The sequence below is a fragment of the Kushneria aurantia DSM 21353 genome (assembly GCF_000382245.1).
Classification (GTDB): domain Bacteria; phylum Pseudomonadota; class Gammaproteobacteria; order Pseudomonadales; family Halomonadaceae; genus Kushneria; species Kushneria aurantia.
In genome coordinates, this window is the sequence record NZ_KB907892.1 from 1 (window position 1) to 15233 (window position 15233).

General features: G+C 63.2%; 13 protein-coding genes and 1 tRNA gene. 2 read left to right on the top strand and 12 right to left on the bottom strand.

The features are described from left to right. Positions 1-153: 153 nt before the first annotated feature. The gene (locus H146_RS0116125; RefSeq protein ID WP_026352057.1) at positions 154-825 is read right to left on the bottom strand and encodes a metal-dependent hydrolase; all 672 of its coding nucleotides are present in this window, start codon (positions 823-825) and stop codon (positions 154-156) included. Between the two features lie 86 nt (positions 826-911). Continuing rightward, the gene (locus H146_RS0116130) at positions 912-1451 is read right to left on the bottom strand and encodes a gamma carbonic anhydrase family protein (RefSeq protein ID WP_019952921.1); all 540 of its coding nucleotides are present in this window, start codon (positions 1449-1451) and stop codon (positions 912-914) included. A gap of 127 nt (positions 1452-1578) precedes the next feature. Here H146_RS0116130 and prlC point away from each other — a divergent pair, with 127 nt between their 5' ends. Together prlC and H146_RS0116140 are read left to right on the top strand one after the other, a co-directional pair. Then, the gene (gene prlC / locus H146_RS0116135) at positions 1579-3621 is read left to right on the top strand and encodes an oligopeptidase A (RefSeq protein WP_019952922.1); all 2043 of its coding nucleotides are present in this window, start codon (positions 1579-1581) and stop codon (positions 3619-3621) included. Between the two features lie 56 nt (positions 3622-3677). Next, complete coding sequence (locus tag H146_RS0116140) at positions 3678-3932, top strand: YheV family putative zinc ribbon protein (RefSeq protein WP_019952923.1); 255 nt, start codon at positions 3678-3680, stop codon at positions 3930-3932. Positions 3933-4067: 135 nt separating this feature from the next. Here H146_RS0116140 and H146_RS0116145 read toward each other — a convergent pair whose 3' ends face one another. From H146_RS0116145 to H146_RS22600, 10 genes are all read right to left on the bottom strand, one after another. Beyond that, complete coding sequence (locus tag H146_RS0116145; protein ID WP_026352058.1) at positions 4068-4598, bottom strand: superoxide dismutase family protein; 531 nt, start codon at positions 4596-4598, stop codon at positions 4068-4070. A gap of 73 nt (positions 4599-4671) precedes the next feature. After that, the gene (gene metF, locus H146_RS0116150) at positions 4672-5526 is read right to left on the bottom strand and encodes a methylenetetrahydrofolate reductase [NAD(P)H] (protein WP_019952925.1); all 855 of its coding nucleotides are present in this window, start codon (positions 5524-5526) and stop codon (positions 4672-4674) included. Positions 5527-5689: 163 nt separating this feature from the next. Further along, a tRNA-Sec gene (locus H146_RS21510) sits at positions 5690-5785 on the bottom strand. Positions 5786-5824: 39 nt separating this feature from the next. Next, positions 5825-7753: a selenocysteine-specific translation elongation factor gene (selB, locus tag H146_RS0116155; RefSeq protein ID WP_019952926.1), complete on the bottom strand. Its 1929-nt coding sequence runs from the start codon at positions 7751-7753 to the stop codon at positions 5825-5827. Beyond that, positions 7750-9165 (bottom strand): L-seryl-tRNA(Sec) selenium transferase, encoded by a 1416-nt coding sequence (gene selA / locus H146_RS0116160; protein ID WP_019952927.1) that lies wholly within the window; start codon positions 9163-9165, stop codon positions 7750-7752. The genes selB and selA overlap by 4 nt, the downstream gene beginning before the upstream one ends. A 90-nt stretch (positions 9166-9255) precedes the next feature. Continuing rightward, on the bottom strand, positions 9256-10200 hold the full coding sequence (fdhE, locus tag H146_RS0116165) for a formate dehydrogenase accessory protein FdhE (RefSeq protein WP_019952928.1): 945 nt from the start codon (positions 10198-10200) through the stop codon (positions 9256-9258). Next, on the bottom strand, positions 10178-10903 hold the full coding sequence (locus tag H146_RS0116170) for a formate dehydrogenase subunit gamma (RefSeq protein ID WP_019952929.1): 726 nt from the start codon (positions 10901-10903) through the stop codon (positions 10178-10180). Before H146_RS0116170 ends, fdhE begins: the two co-directional genes overlap by 23 nt. After that, on the bottom strand, positions 10900-11880 hold the full coding sequence (gene fdxH, locus H146_RS0116175) for a formate dehydrogenase subunit beta (RefSeq protein ID WP_019952930.1): 981 nt from the start codon (positions 11878-11880) through the stop codon (positions 10900-10902). The genes H146_RS0116170 and fdxH overlap by 4 nt, the downstream gene beginning before the upstream one ends. Positions 11881-11890: 10 nt before the next feature. Continuing rightward, entirely contained in the window at positions 11891-14362 is a 2472-nt protein-coding gene (fdnG, locus tag H146_RS0116180) for a formate dehydrogenase-N subunit alpha (RefSeq protein ID WP_083920911.1), read from the bottom strand. A 12-nt stretch (positions 14363-14374) separates the two neighbouring features. Continuing rightward, positions 14375-14968 carry a molybdopterin-dependent oxidoreductase gene (locus tag H146_RS22600; RefSeq protein ID WP_019952932.1) on the bottom strand — a complete coding sequence of 198 codons (594 nt, stop codon included), beginning with the start codon at positions 14966-14968 and terminating at the stop codon, positions 14375-14377. Positions 14969-15233 lie beyond the last annotated feature (265 nt).

Sequence of the window (15233 nt, forward strand, 5' to 3'; positions counted from 1 at the left end):
CCTCTTGCCCCGTGACAGCGGATGCGCACTTTACCGCCCGTGGCGGCGCCATGCAACCCCGCTGTCATAAAAAAATCGTCGGGAACGATTTTTGACGCCGAAGGCGGCCCGAAGGGGGTTCGCAAGGGAGGGCGAACACAACAAATTGCCTCCTCAGTGCCATAGCGCCCGCATATCGCCGATCATACGCTGCAGTGCGGCCAGCGGGGGAAGCCATGGTCCGAGCGAAACGATCACGACGCTCATTAACAACGCAGTCACTGGCCTACCGTAGTCGTAGAACTTGAGGGCGGTGCCGAAGGAGCGCTTGAGGCGCGTCCCTTCAAGGTCAATGCTGCAGATCTCGTCGAGCAGCAGGTGAATCAGTGCCCCCACCAGTATGGCAACACCAAGATACCAGGAGTGCTCCGGAGTCTGAATAAAAAGCTGGTAGCTGACCACTGCCACCAGTGCCGCCGCCAGCAGCGAAGCCAGCAGCGAGTGCCAGATACCGCGATGCACCGAGAAGCGTTTGAAAAGGGCGCTGAGCGGGTAGCGTACAGCGAAGAAGGTCGCAATACCCGCGCCGCTCAGCGCTGCGATTGTCAGGTGCGGCTGCAGCAAAGTGACCACCCCGATCAGCGCTACGACCGCCATGATGGTGAAAATGACCTTCACCGACCGCGACTGATCGGCATCAATATCGGGTATGACCCCACCCAGTGTCGTCATTGCGGCCATCGGCAGCGCTGCCTCGAACGACCAGAGCCCGTAGCGCCAGCCGAAACCGCCAAGCAACGCCCCGCTCACTGCCGCAACAGTAAAATGTGTTTTGAAGTTGGCCATAAAACCAGTACTGGATAAAAACCCATATTATGGCGCAACCCACTGTTTTGACATAGCGAAATTCACATTCAATCGACCAGAGAGACTCAGTCGGGCCGCTCGTCGATAAACGCGTCCTTGAGCGCGACGTAGTTGCCTGCGGAGTAGGTGAAGAAGGCGTACTCCGCCTCCTTGAGCGGACGCAGCTGACGCGCCGGATTGCCACCGTAAACGTAGCCGCTTTCCAGATGCTTGCCGGGCGTCACAACAGCACCGGCAGCCACCAGCACTTCGCTTTCCAGCACCGCACCGTCGAGAACAATCGCGCCCATGCCGATCAGCACTCGGGAGTGGACGGTGCAGCCATGCAGAATGGCGCGGTGGCCCACGGTGACATCATCGCCCACCGTCAGCGGAAACCCTTCCGGGCTGTAGTCGCTGGCATGGGTAATATGCAGTACACAGCCATCCTGGATGCTGGTGCGAGCACCGACGCGAATACGGTGCATATCACCGCGTATCACTGCTGTCGGCCATACCGAGGTATCGTCTCCAAGGGTGACATCACCCAATACCAGGGCAGTCTCGTCAATGAACACTCGCTCACCCAGCTCGGGAGATATGCCGCGGAAGCTTCTGATCGCCATGATGCGCTCTCCATAATTACCGATTAACCTGCCTGACTCTGAGGTGGCGGCCGTGCCGCGCAATTGAAACAGGCGCCGCACGCCCTCACCTCGTCAGTATATCGATCGTAACCTGCGAGGTCCCTGCATGACCGGCAACCCCCTGCTTGACGCCCATACGCTGCCTCCTTTCAACGAGATCACTCCGGAGACCATCGAACCGGCCATTGATGAGCTGATCGCGCGTAACCGTGATGCCATTCAGCGGTTGGTCGACGAGGGCCAGCACAGCTGGGAGGGGCTGGCAGCGCCGCTGGAAGCGCTCAACGACCAGCTGTCGCAGGCCTGGTCGCCGGTATCTCACCTCAACTCGACGATGAACTCGCCGGCACTTCGCGAGGCTTATCAGGCCTGCCTGCCGAAACTTTCCGCCTACGCTACCTGGATTGGTCAGCACGAAGGCCTCTACAACGCCTTTCGTCGACTGGCCGAAAGCGACGACTACCGTCATCTCGATCAGGCGCAGCGTCGCTCGGTGGACAATACCCTGCGCGATTTCCGCCTCGCCGGCGTTGACCTGCCAGCGGAGCAGAAGGCGCGCTTCGGTGACATTCAGGCGCGACTATCGACACTGACCAACACCTTCTCCAATAACGTGCTGGATGCCACTCAGGCGTGGCACCTTGATGTCGCAGGCGAGCGCCTGGCCGGCCTGCCGCAGAGCGCGCTGGACAGCCTGGCCGCCAACGCCGAGGCCAAGGGGATCGAGGGGTACCGGATCACGCTCGACTTCCCCAGCTTCTTCCCGATCATGAGCTATGCCGACGATCGCGAGCTGCGCCAGGAGGTCTACACCGCTTTCGTCACTCGTGCTTCGGAGCAGGGACCCAATGCCGGCGAGTACGACAATTCGGCGATCATGACCGAAATCGTTGCGCTGCGCGGCGAACTGGCCGAACTGGCCGGTTTCGACACCTATGCCGACTATTCGCTGGCGACCAAGATGGCCGAAAGCCCACTGCAGGTACGTGAGTTTCTGGAAGATCTTGCCCAACGCGCAACGCCCCAGGCCCGCGAGGAGTTCGAGACCCTGAGCGCCTTTGCCCGCGATGAGCTTAATATCGCTGAGCTACGGCCGTGGGATACCGGCTATGCCAGCGAGAAGCTGCGTCAGGCACGCTACGCCATCTCGCAGGAGGAGTTGCGGCCATATTTCCCGGCCCCGGGAGCGGTCGACGGCCTGTTTCGCGTTATCGGCCGGGTGTTCGGCGTCAGCTTCCGCGAGAACCGCGACGCACCGCGCTGGCATAATGACGTGCGCTACTTCGACGTGCTGGATGGCGACGAGACCATCGCCGGCTTCTATCTTGATCTCTACGCCCGTGAGGGCAAGCGCGGCGGCGCCTGGATGGATGAATGCCGAGTGCGGCGACTGCGCGGCGAAGGCGACCTACAGCTGCCGGTTGCCTACCTCACCTGCAACTTCACCCGCCCGGTGGGCAATCGCCCGGCGCTGCTGACCCACGACGAAGTGCTGACCCTGTTTCACGAATTTGGTCACGGCCTGCACCACATGCTCACCCGCCAGCAGGTCGCCGATGTCTCCGGCATCAACGGCGTCGCCTGGGATGCGGTGGAACTACCCAGCCAGTTCATGGAGAACTTCTGCTGGGAGCGCGAAGGACTGGATCTGATCGCGTCCCACGTCGACAGCGGCGAGACGCTGCCCGACGAGCTGCTCGAGCGGCTGCAGGCGGCGCGCAACTTTCAGTCGGCGATGGGCATGACCCGCCAGCTGGAACTGTCACTCTTCGACCTGCGCCTGCACCATGAACAGCGAACGCCCTCGGCCGACGACATTCAGGCGCTGCTCGATGACGTTCGGGCCAGGGTTACCGTGACGCCGCGTGTCGAATTCAACCGCTTCCAGCACAGCTTCAGCCATATCTTTGCCGGCGGTTATGCCGCCGGCTACTACAGCTACAAGTGGGCCGAAGTGCTCTCTGCCGATGCCTGGTCGGCCTTCGAGGAGAGCGGCATCCTTGACCCGGACACCGGCCAGCGCTTTCGCAGCGGCATTCTCGAACAGGGCGGCGCCCGCGACGCCGCGGAGCTGTTCCGCGAGTTTCGCGGCCGCGAACCCAGTATCGAACCGCTGCTGCGCCACAGCGGTATCGGTCGAGCCGCCTGAATCTTTCAGTATCGATGACCGGCGTCCCGACAGGCGGCCGTCGGTCGGGAGGAGTCATGAACCGCCCCGCACCCAAGCGCTTTATCGCCGGCGCGATCTGTCCGCGCTGCTCGGCAATGGACCGTATTCGCAGCTGGGAGAGCAACGGCGTGCGCTATCGCGAATGTGTCAGCTGCGATTTTTTCGAGCAGCTACCGCTGGAGGACAACGACCTGCCACAGGAGCTGGATACCCGCGTGGAGCGCCATGAAGAGAAGCCGGCTGCTGACGACTTCCAGCCGGTGCGTATTCTTGATCCCGGCAAGCGTTAGCGTCATGGTCACCGGATGAAAGACTCGCACTCGTTTCTGCGGCGTTACAGCAGTGGCCCGGGAGACTGATGATAAAGCCCGACGAGGCGCTGCCTCGTCGGGCTCTCTTCTGGCTGCAATGCGCCGGCTTTAGAATTAATTCGGGTCGATCACGCCACAGGCGAAGCGCGCACCGCCGCCGCCCAGATTAGGCGTATCGCTGTAGGTATCGCCGCCCTCGTGCAGAATCACCGCATGCCCGCTCAGGTCTCTCTCCCTCAGCCGCGGTGCCAGCACCGGCGTAGTGATGTTGCCCTCGCCGTCGGCGGTCAGCACCGGCATATCGCCCAGGTGGCCGTCATCGCTGTAGGGGCCAGCGTGGCGGCCGGTATTATCAGGGTCGAAATGCCCTCCGGCAGCGCCGGCAGGCGTCGTTTCACCGTCAGTCCTTGAAGCCTGGCAGGTGGCGTTTTCGTGAAGATGAAAGCCATGCATGCTGTTGGCCGGCACCCCGGAAATATCCGGGGTGATCAGCACACCATAGGGGGTATCCTCGAAACTCACCGTGCCGATCGATTCACCCGGGCCTTCGGGAGTGGCCTTTTGCAGCTCCACCGTGGTGTCCGCGATTGCCAGCGGAGCAACGCTCAGCAGCGCGGCGGCCATCATCGTTTTACGTAACGTCATGGGTATCCCTTCCTGTGCGACGTTTATGGGATCGTACAGGTTGAGATTAGCAATGGCCGCTATGCGCTGCCATTCAGTTTGCTGACAGCGACGACAGGCTGTCGATGATCTCCAGCGACGGCTCGGCCTGATTGAGGGTGTAGAAGTGCAAGCCGGGCGCGCCACCGGCCAGCAGACGATCGCAGAGATCGGTGACCACCTCGTGGCCGAAAGCACGGATACTATCGCTGTCGTCGCCGAAGGATTCCAGCTGGCGCCGCATCCAGCGCGGAATCTCGGCACCGCACATCTCGGAGAAACGCGCCAGCTTGGCGTAGTGGGTGATCGGCATGATGCCGGGCACGATCGGTACCTCCACGCCGCGCGCGCGTACCCGCTCGACAAAATGAAAGTAGGCGTCGGCGTTGAAGAAATACTGGGTGATGGCCATGTCGGCGCCGGCGCGCACCTTGTCAACGAAATGATCGATATCGCGCTCGAAGCTGGGCGCCTGGGGGTGGCACTCGGGATAGGCCGCCACCGTAATGGCGAAATCATCGCCACTCTCTTCACGAATAAAACTCACCAGATCGCGGGCGTAGCGCAGCTCGCCGACCCCCATCGAGCCCGACGGCATATCGCCGCGCAGCGCCACGATACGCTCGACGCCACTGTCACGATAGCGCGCCAGCATGGCACGAATATCGTCGCAGTCGCTGGCGATACAGGAGAGATGCGGCGCCGTGGCGATACGGGTGCGTGCGGCGATATCGCGAACCGCGCCCAGGGTGTGCTCACGGGTCGTGCCACCAGCGCCGAAGGTCACCGAAAAGAAGTGAGGGTGGCGCTCGGCGAGCCGCTGATAAACCGAGGGCAGTCGCTCGCGGCCGGCTTCGGTGCGCGGCGGAAAGAATTCGAAACTGAGTTCCGGCGAAGACACGACGCTCATGGCCCCGAAAACTCCTTAGTAGTGAGGAAGCAGACAAAAGAGGTCTGTATTGTGCCCAGCGCCCGGCACACGACCAAATGAAACTTTCCCGCGGCCGACACAAGAAAAATTCATGGCGCCGTACAGGAAGATGAATAAAAAACAGGAAAAAAGCGCAGAGAAGTGGCGGAAAGGCGTGGGAGTCGAACCCACCAGAGACTGCTGGCAGCCTCTCTCGGGTTTGAAGCCCGAGCGCCCCACCGGGGAACGTCGCCCTTCCATTGCTCACGAATGGTCAATGCACGATATGATAGCGCAGTTAGTCCCACATGTCGGCCCGGCGGATCACATGATCATCGCGCACCCGGCGGGTAAAGCCAATGCGATCGAAAAACTCGAGAATCGACAGCGCCAGCTTGCGCCCGGTACCCAGACGGTCGCGAAAGCTCGCCACCCTTGCGGCGCCCTCGGCCTTTTCCAGTTCGCCGACAAGGCGTGCCATGTCGTACACCACCGGGGCGAGAAAGAAGTGATCGCGGCGCACGTGATAGACCCGCCCCAACCGCGCTGCAGCGGTCAGCACAGCGCGTACTCGTCTCTCGTCGATGGACTCGCGAGTGGCGATATCGCGCACTCGCGGCGGCTCGAAGGGGCTGGCCGTCAGCAGCGGCTCGATGCGCTGCCACAGCGCTTCATCGTCGGCGGAGAGCCGTGCCTGGTGGCCGGGCAGCGCCACAAAAGGGCCCTGCTGCTGTAGCCGACCCGCCTCGATCAACGGCGTGAGCAGCTGGCGAAACAGCGTACCGGGCAGGCCGGGCAGAGTCTGGCGCCGCAGGCGCTCGCGCTCGGTGCCCGCCGTCGCCGGCTCACGCTCGTGATTGTCGGCCACCACCCCGATAATACGCTGTTCCAGGCGCGCCAGAGCCTGCGGCGAGAAGGCGCGCCGCTCCTCACCGGCGCTGATGACACGCGCCCCCAGCGCTTCGAAGCGGCGCGTCAGCTCACTCGGCGTGCGGTTGAAATTGCTCGCCAGCAGATACACATCGGCACCGTCGTCGCGCTGCGCCAGCGCCACGGCAAGCGGCTCGTCCAGCGTCATGGCGTTACGATCCCGCACTGCCTTGCGACAGCTTTCGAGCCACTCGAGCCGCGCTGCAGATCGCTTGCCACGCCGCGGCGGCGCGATGTCCAGTACCACCCCGCCACCGAGGGTATGACGCGCGCCGTGGTCACGCACGATGAGGCGGTCACCGCAGCAGGCGTGCAGCGGCCGGTCGAGCACCAGTTGCGCCAGCATGCGACCACCCGGCGCCAGCTGCTGGCCCTCCAGCAGCGCAATATGGCCGGTCACATGGGAGGCCCCCAGATGCACATGCACACCGCTCCAGTGGGCAAGTGGCGGCGCTTCGGCCAGCAGTTCGAAGGCGATATCGACGCGCTGTAGCGGTGTCGCCGGCAGCGCTTCATCGAACACCCAGTCACCGCGACCGAGCGTGCTGCGATCGACGCCCGGCCCCGCCAGATTGAGCGCCAGCCGGTCACCCCGGCACGCCCTGTCAGCCTCGCGGTTCTGCCGCCGCAGGCCGCGCACTCGCGCACGCTGTAATCCGGGATAGAGTCGCACGCTGGCGCCGACCGCAATCTCCCCGGCCACCACCGTACCGGTAATCACCAGCCCGGCACCGCTACGGGTAAAGGCGCGATCCACTGCAAGGCGGAAGTAGCCCGTCGCCGCCGGTGCTTCGCTACTGCGCGCGCGCTGCCACAGCGTCTCACGAAGCGCCGCTACCCCGTCACCGGTGTGACTCGACAGCTCGAAAATATCCGCCCCCGCCAGCGGTGTGCCGGCCAGCAGCGCCTCGATCTCGCCGCGCACGCGCTCGATCTGCGCCCGCTCGGCGAGATCGCACTTGGTCAGCGCCACCACGCCGCGCCCTATGCCCAGCAGGTGCAGAATCTGCATGTGCTCACGGGTCTGGGGCATCACGCCGTCGTCGGCCGCCACCACCAGCAGCATGGTATCGATGCCGGCGACACCCGAGAGCATGTTGTGAATGAAGCGCTCGTGGCCCGGCACATCGATGAAGCCGAGTTCGAAATCGCTGATCCCTTCGGGATAGGCGTAACCCGCTTCAATGGTCAGGCCGCGCTCGCGCTCTTCACGCAGCCGATCGGTACCGATGCCGGTCAGCGCATGAATCAACGCCGTCTTGCCATGATCGACGTGTCCCGCCGTACCGATGATCATGGCGTCGCCTGCGCCAGCTGCAGAGCACCCAGCTGCTGGATGAAGGCGGTCTCATCGGCCGCTCCCACCAGACAGCGCAGGTCGAGCCACAGCGCACCGTCGTGCAGCCGCCCGACGACAGGGCGCGGCAGCTGTCGCAGAGCCTGCTCCAGCTCGCGCAGGCGGCGCTCACGCCGGCGGCGCTCACCTGTCGGCGTGACCACCAGCGCCTGCCCCGGCAGCCGGTCGACCGGCAGCGCACCGCTGCCCAGCTGACTACGACATGGCCGCTGCGACAGCTCGAAGTCAGCCGGCAGCGCACCGGCCAGCGCCGGCGCCAACCGCTCGGCGCAGGCGGCAATTTCCGCTTCGCTGCGGGTCAAAAGACGCAGAGTGGGAATATCGGCGGCGATATCGTCGCTGTCACGGTAGAGCAGCAGCGTCGCCTCCAAAGCGCTCAATATCAGCTTGTCGACGCGCAGAGCCCGCTTGAGGGGGTGGCGTTTGATGCGCTCGATCTGCTCACGGCTGCCGACGATCAGCCCGCACTGCGGACCACCCAGCAGCTTGTCGCCGCTGAAGGTGACCACGTCGGCGCCGGCCTCGATGCTCTCATACGGCTGCGCCTCGTCGGGCAGCCCCAGTGCAGCCATGTCGGTCAGTGCACCACTGCCCAGGTCGACCATGAAGGGCACGCCGTGATGATGCGCGATACGTGCCAGTTCGCGCTCCTCCACCGTCGAGGTAAACCCCTCGACGGCATAGTTGGAGGTGTGCGCCTTGACGATCAAACCGGTAGCCTCACCGAGCGCTGACTCGAAATCCCATGCGTGAGTACGGTTGGTGGTGCCCACCTCGCGCAGGATGCAGCCCGAGGCGTGCATGATATCGGGCATACGAAAGGCGCCACCGATCTCGATCAGCTCGCCGCGCGAAATGATCGCCTCGCGCCCGGCGCCCATCGCCGACAGTGCCAGCACTACGGCGGCGGCGTTGTTGTTGACCACGGTAGCGGCCTCGGCGCCGGTCAGCTCGCACAGCAGCGCCTCGACCATATGGTCGCGATCGCCCCGCCGACCGCTTTCAATATCATACTCCAGCGCCAGTGGCTCGCAGGCGGCACGCGTCAGCGCCATGACCGCCGACTCGGCCAGCGTCGAACGCCCCAGGTTGGTATGAATCACGGTGCCGGTCAGATTGAAGACAGAAGGCGCACGAGAGCGCGACAGCCACTCGATATGGACCACACCGGCATAGGCGAGGCTGTCAAGGTCGGGAACTGCGCTTGTCTCGTCGACCAGTCGCTGTCGCTCGGCGGTCAGCAGCTCACGCAGGGCACGACGCTTGAGACGATGGCCGGCACCGTGCTGAACCACTGCGGGATGCGACAGCAGGGTATCCACCGCAGGCAGCGCGCGTCGCTTGTCAGACATGAAGCTCCTCGAATCATCGCATCGATCACGACGGGTCGACATAAAAACGCGCTCCAAAGAGCGCGTCGCGGTCAGAGTGACAAGGCTATATCAGCCGGCAAAGATCATCCATGGATTGTAGCCGCTGCGTCCCACGTCGCGCTCCTCGGCGATGCGGATATCCAGTCCGAGGCTGGCCAGATCGTCGCAGAACGGCTCGGCGTCGGCCTCCATATCGCGATGGATGATCTTCTGGTAGCTGCCGCAGTCGCCGCAGATCTCGGCGCGCAGCGGCATCGCGCGACTGCCCTGCTCATCCTCCAGCCCCAGATAGTCGAGCTTGCCGGTGTGAAAACACTGGGTGCAGCGCGCGCGCTCCATATACCACTCGGTGGCACAGATGGCGCACTGCTGATAGCGCACCCGTGAGCGATCGCGGCCGATCTGCACCACGCTGGCCACCGGCAGCGCGCCGCAGCAGGGGCAGACCGTCTGCGCGCGGCCTTCGGCACGTTTGGGAGGCTGCGGCAGCAGGGTCGCCTGACGCAGCCAGGCAACCTGCAGTGCCGCCGCGACCAGCGGCATCAACGCGCGCTGCGCTTCACTACCGCTGGCGCCATCCAGCACCGCCGCTGCCAGCGTACGGCGCTGCGCCTCATCAAGGCGGCGCAGCTCGGCGATCAGCCGCTGCTGGGCCTGACCCACGTTGAGCTCAACGGCGTCGAGCAGGGCGTCGAGATCGTCCTGCCAGTCGATGTCAGCGCGCAGCGCCTGCACCGAGAGCGGCGGCATGCCGTGCTTGAAAGCGACAGCGAAGGCGTCAGCGTTGGGGGTGAAAGCGCTCTGGCGTTTCTGCAACACCTGATGCTGTGCCTGCGCCAGGCGCGCAGCGAAAGCGAGGAAATCGCTCATCGGCCGCATGCGCCGCGATAGATCACGCAGGCGACGGGCGCGCTCACGAAAAATGGTGTGCTGCGGCAGTACGACCTCCGGCGGCTCGACCACGCCGCCGGGGGCACTGCCGTAGTCGTGCTCAGCCTGATGTTCGGCCGTCATGACCGGGACTCTCCATACTACGGTTAAGCTGGCTGTCGTGCTGCTCCTTGCCCTCTTCACCAGCGCGCTGCTCGGGCTTTTCCATCTCCTCTTCATACCACAGCGGATGATGGTGCTTCGCCCAGGCATGGGTCACGCGCCCGCGGGTCATCGCCCTGATCGAACCCTTGACCCAGATGGCAGCGTAGATATGCACGATGATGGTGGCGATCGCCACGAACGCCGCCAGCGCATGCACAAGACTGGCAAAGCGAATCAGCGGGATGGGGAAGAAGCCGGCGAACCACGGACGCCACATGATGACACCGGTCAACAGCAGCACCGGAATACTCACCACCAGTGCCCAGAACACCATCTTCTGGCCCGGGTTGTACTTGCCGATCGGCGGCAGATTGTCGTCGCGATTATTGAGCACATCGCCAATCTGCTTCATCCATTTGACGTCGTTTTCCATCAGCAGATTATGCCGATACTGGCGCACCGCGATGATGACGAACAGCATAAACAGCACCACGCCGATGAAGGGGTGCAGCACCCGCGCCCACACCGGCCCACCCAGCGTATTGCTCAAAAAGAAGAACTGCGGCTGAAAGAAGGCCAGGCCCGACAGCGCCAGCAGGATGAAGGCGATCGCCATGCCCCAGTGGTTGGCCCGGGTGCCCGGGCCGTAGCGCTGCATGGTCTTCTGTTTTCTGATGCTCATGACCGATCCTCCTCGTGTGAGTGCTGATGACGGCCATCATCCTGCCCATCGTCACGGTCACCGCTGTTGTGGTCCTCATCGTCACCGAACACCTCTTCATCGGTGGGCTCCTCCTTCGGCCCTTTGGTGATGAAGTGGAAGAAGCCGGCAAAGGCGGTGATGCCCAGGATGGCCGACATGATCGGCTTGGTGACGCCCTTCCAGGCGCTGACCATGGGCGAGATGCGCGGATCCTTCGGCAGCCCCGAGTAGAGTCCAGGCTGATCGGCGTGGGAGAGCACATACATGACATGCGTGCCGCCCACGCCCTGGGGGTCATAGACCCCGGGATGGGCATAACCGCGCTGCTGCAGGTCGTTCACGCGCTTCTCGGCGCGCGCCAGCATGTCCTTCTTGCTGCCGAACTCGATGCAGTTGGTAGGACACGCCTTGACGCAGGCCGGCTCCAGCCCGACGGCAACGCGGTCGGAGCAGAGCGTGCACTTGTAGGACTTGCTGTCCTTCTCCGAAATGCGCGGAATGTCGAAGGGGCAGCCGGTAATGCAGTAGCCGCAACCAATGCAGTTGTTGGAGTCGAAATCGACGATGCCGTTGGCATACTTGACGATGGCCCCGGGCGCCGGACAGGCCTCGAGACAGCCCGGCTCGGCGCAGTGCATGCAACCATCCTTGCGGATCAGCCAGGCGAGCTCCTTGTCGCCCTCGGCGTTGTCGTGAACCGCATCCACATCGACTTCGTTGAAGCGCATCACCGTCCACGACTCGGCAGAGAGGTCCATGGGGTTGTCATACACCCCATGGCACTCGCCCACGTCGTCACGCAGATCGTTCCACTCCATGCACGCCACCTGGCACGCCTTGCAACCGATGCACCTGGAGACATCGATCAGCTTGGCGACTTCCACCACGTCGTCGCGCACATGAGGTGCCGGCAGGGTCGTTGCGGATCGGGCAACGATGTTCTGTGAATTGACCATAGTGCCCTCCTTATGCCTTTTCGACCTTGACGATGAATGACTTGTACTCCGGCGTCTGGGTATTGGCATCGCCGACGAAGGGCGTCAGGGCATTGACCAGATAGCCCTTTTTCGCCACGCCGGTGAAGCCCCAGTGGAGCGGAATACCCACATGATGCACGTCGCGGTCACCGATGCGCAGTGGCCGCAGACGCCGGGTCACCACCGCTACCGCGTAGATCGAACCGCGCCTGGAGGAGACCCTGACGCGGTCGCCCTTGCTGACGCCGATCTCATCGGCCAGTGCCGTGCCGATCTCGACGAACTGCTCCGGCTGCACGATGGCGTTGAGCTTCGCGTGCTTGGTCCAGAAGTGGAAATGCTCGGTCAGGCGATAGGTGGTCGCCGCATGGGGAAACTCCTCCCAGCTGCCGAGCGCTTCACGGTCGCCTGCGAAGATACGCGCCGCCGGATTGTTACGCGCCAGCGGGTTGTTGGGGTGGAGCAGGTTCTGCCCCACCGGCGATTCGAACGGCTCGTAGTGTTCGGGGAAGGGCCCATCCACCATACTCTGGCCGCCGAAGAAGTTACCGCCGCCGGTGGGCTGCATGATGAAGGGTCCCAGCCCCGCCGAAGGCGGTGACTGCGCCGGAAAGTCGGGAATATCGGCACCAATCCAGCGGCCCTGCTCACTGCTCCACCACACCAGTGCCTTGTTGGCGCCCCAGGGGTTGCCTTCAGTATCGGCACTGGCGCGGTTGTAGAGAATGCGGCGGTTGGCCGGCCACGCCCAGGCCCAGCCCAGCGACTGACCGATCCCGTAGGGGTCGGAGTTGTCGCGGCGGGCCATCAGATTGCCCTCTTCGCTGTAGCAGCCGGTAAAGATCCAGCAGCCGGCCTCGGTGCGGCCATCGGCGGTCAGTTCCGAGAAGCTCGCAAGCTGTTCACCGGCACGCCGGGTCACGTTGCCCTGATCGTCGGTGAGATCGACCAGCGCCCGGCCGTTGTACTCCTTCGCCAGCTCTTCGGCGGAAGGCTTTGCCGGCTGCTTGTAATCCCAGGTCAGATTGACAATCGGATCCGGGAAGACACCGCCCTCCTGCTCATAGAGACGACGCACGCGCAGGAACAGATCGGCCATGATCTGCGTATCCGGTCGCGCTTCCCCCGGCGGCGGCGCCGCCACCCAGTGCCACTGCAGCCAGCGCGCACTGTTGACGATCGAGCCGTCATCCTCGGCGAAACAGCAGGTCGGCAGACTGATCACCTCGGTCTGGATCTGGCTGGAGTCGACGTCGTTGTACTCACCGACGTTGTGCCAGAACTCCCGCGTTTCGGTATTGAGCGGGTCCATGATGACCAGGTACTTGAGCTTAGAAAGTGCCGCAGTCACCTTGGCCCGGTTGGGAAAGGAGGCCAGCGGATTGAAGCCCTGACAGAAGTAGCCGTTGATTTCCCCTTTCGACATCCGCTCGAAGGTGTCGAGCACGTCGTAGAGCGGGCGCTCCAGCTTGGGCAGCCAGTTGTAGCACCAGTTGTTGGCCTCGCTGGCGGCGTCGCCGAACCAGGCCTTCATCAGGCTGACGTGGAACTTTTCGTAGTTCTTCCAGTAGGAGACCTCGTCCGGCAGCAGCGGCTGTTTCGCCCTTTTGTCGATATAGGGGCGATAGTCCTGCTCGCTGGCGTTGGCCAGCGACATATAGCCCGGCAGCAGCTGCGACAGCAGCCCCAGGTCGGTCAGTCCCTGGATATTGGAGTGACCGCGCAGCGCGTTGACGCCACCCCCCGGCATGCCCATGTTACCCAGTAGCAGCTGCACCATGGCAGCGGTGCGGATGATCTGCGAACCAATGGAGTGCTGCGTCCAGCCCAGCGCGTAGAGGATCGTCATGGTGCGATCCGGCACTGAAGTGGCGGCGATCTTGCGCCAGATGCGCTGAATATCGCCAACCGGTACGCCGCTGACGCTGGAGACCAGCTCGGGCGTGTAGCGACTGTAGTGTGCGCGCATCATCTGATAGACGCAGCGCGGATTGGTCAGCGAAGTGTCGCGCAGGGCATAGCCATCGTCACCGACCTGATACATCCACGAGGATTTATCGGTGTAGGCGCGCCTTTCCGGGTCGTAGCCGGTGAAAAGCCCGTCCTCGAAGCCAAAGTCCTCGCGCACCAGCAGTGAGGCGTCGGTGTAGTTGACCACGTACTCCCGCTGAATCTGATTGGTTTCAATCAGATAGCTGATCAGTCCGCCAAGGAAGGTGATATCCGTACCGGTACGAATGAACGCCTTGTCCTGAGCTACCGCACCCGTACGGGTGTAGCGAGGATCGATGGTGATCAGCTCGGCATTATTGTGCTCGATGGCCTCGGTCACCCAGCGAAAGCCCACCGGATGAGCCTCGGCAGAGTTGCCGCCCATCGACAGAATCAGATTGGCATTGCGGATGTCGACCCAGTGATTGGTCATGGCACCGCGACCGAATGTTGGGGCAAGACCTGCCACCGTCGGTCCGTGTCAGACGCGCGCCTGGTTGTCGAACGCTACCATGCCGAGATTGCGCACCACCTTGTGGGTGATGTAGCCGGCCTCGTTGGACGAGCCCGAAGCGGCCAGGAAACCGGTAGTGGTCCAGTGGTTGACCGTCTGCCCCTGGGCGTTGCGCTGCACAAAGTTGGCGTCGCGGTCATCCTTGATATAGCGCGCAATGCGATTCAGCGCATCGTCCCAGGTAACTCGCGTCCACTCGCTGCTGCCCGGCTCGCGCACCTGCGGGTACTCGAGGCGGCCATCGCTGCGCACGAAATCGAGCAGGCCCGAGCCCTTGGGGCAGAGCGAGCCGCGCGACACCGGATGGTCCGGGTCGCCTTCGATGTGCATGACCTCCTGGTGGGCGTTTTCTCCGCCACTGCCCAGGCTGTAGATCAGAACACCGCAACCCACTGAGCAGTAGGTGCAGTTGTTGCGAGTTTCTTTGGTGTGGGTGAGCTTGAAGCGACGCACCGAAGCCTCGGCGGACTCCGGGGCAAAGCCCATCATTGCCATGCTGGAGGTCGCGGCACCGGCCGCTCCCAGCTTGAAAAACTGTCGTCTTGTGACGTTAACCGTCATGATCCATCTCCTCATCGTGCATTCGTACGACCAGATACGAATGTCACCTGCAGGGACACCGGTCACGGAAGCGGTGCCGCTCTGATAGATGTCGGCGCGGGGCCGCATCCTGCTGTTATCGGTTTTTATCGAATTCTCTTTACAGGAATTCGTTATAGGCATTGCCGGAAGGATCCGGCCGGTAGACTTGCTGACGGGCGCTCATTATGATCTTCGATCTCAAACAGTAGCGCCCGACTGTTATTTATTGTGAATAGTTTACCTG

Coding starts and splice junctions, on each gene's coding strand:
- H146_RS0116125 (WP_026352057.1), bottom strand. CDS start 825: ATGGCCAACTTCAAAACACATTTTACTGTTGCGGCAGTGAGCGGGGCG.
- H146_RS0116130 (WP_019952921.1), bottom strand. CDS start 1,451: ATGGCGATCAGAAGCTTCCGCGGCATATCTCCCGAGCTGGGTGAGCGA.
- prlC (WP_019952922.1), top strand. CDS start 1,579: ATGACCGGCAACCCCCTGCTTGACGCCCATACGCTGCCTCCTTTCAAC.
- H146_RS0116140 (WP_019952923.1), top strand. CDS start 3,678: ATGAACCGCCCCGCACCCAAGCGCTTTATCGCCGGCGCGATCTGTCCG.
- H146_RS0116145 (WP_026352058.1), bottom strand. CDS start 4,598: ATGACGTTACGTAAAACGATGATGGCCGCCGCGCTGCTGAGCGTTGCT.
- metF (WP_019952925.1), bottom strand. CDS start 5,526: ATGAGCGTCGTGTCTTCGCCGGAACTCAGTTTCGAATTCTTTCCGCCG.
- selB (WP_019952926.1), bottom strand. CDS start 7,753: ATGATCATCGGTACGGCGGGACACGTCGATCATGGCAAGACGGCGTTG.
- selA (WP_019952927.1), bottom strand. CDS start 9,165: ATGTCTGACAAGCGACGCGCGCTGCCTGCGGTGGATACCCTGCTGTCG.
- fdhE (WP_019952928.1), bottom strand. CDS start 10,200: ATGACGGCCGAACATCAGGCTGAGCACGACTACGGCAGTGCCCCCGGC.
- H146_RS0116170 (WP_019952929.1), bottom strand. CDS start 10,903: ATGAGCATCAGAAAACAGAAGACCATGCAGCGCTACGGCCCGGGCACC.
- fdxH (WP_019952930.1), bottom strand. CDS start 11,880: ATGGTCAATTCACAGAACATCGTTGCCCGATCCGCAACGACCCTGCCG.
- H146_RS22600 (WP_019952932.1), bottom strand. CDS start 14,968: ATGACGGTTAACGTCACAAGACGACAGTTTTTCAAGCTGGGAGCGGCC.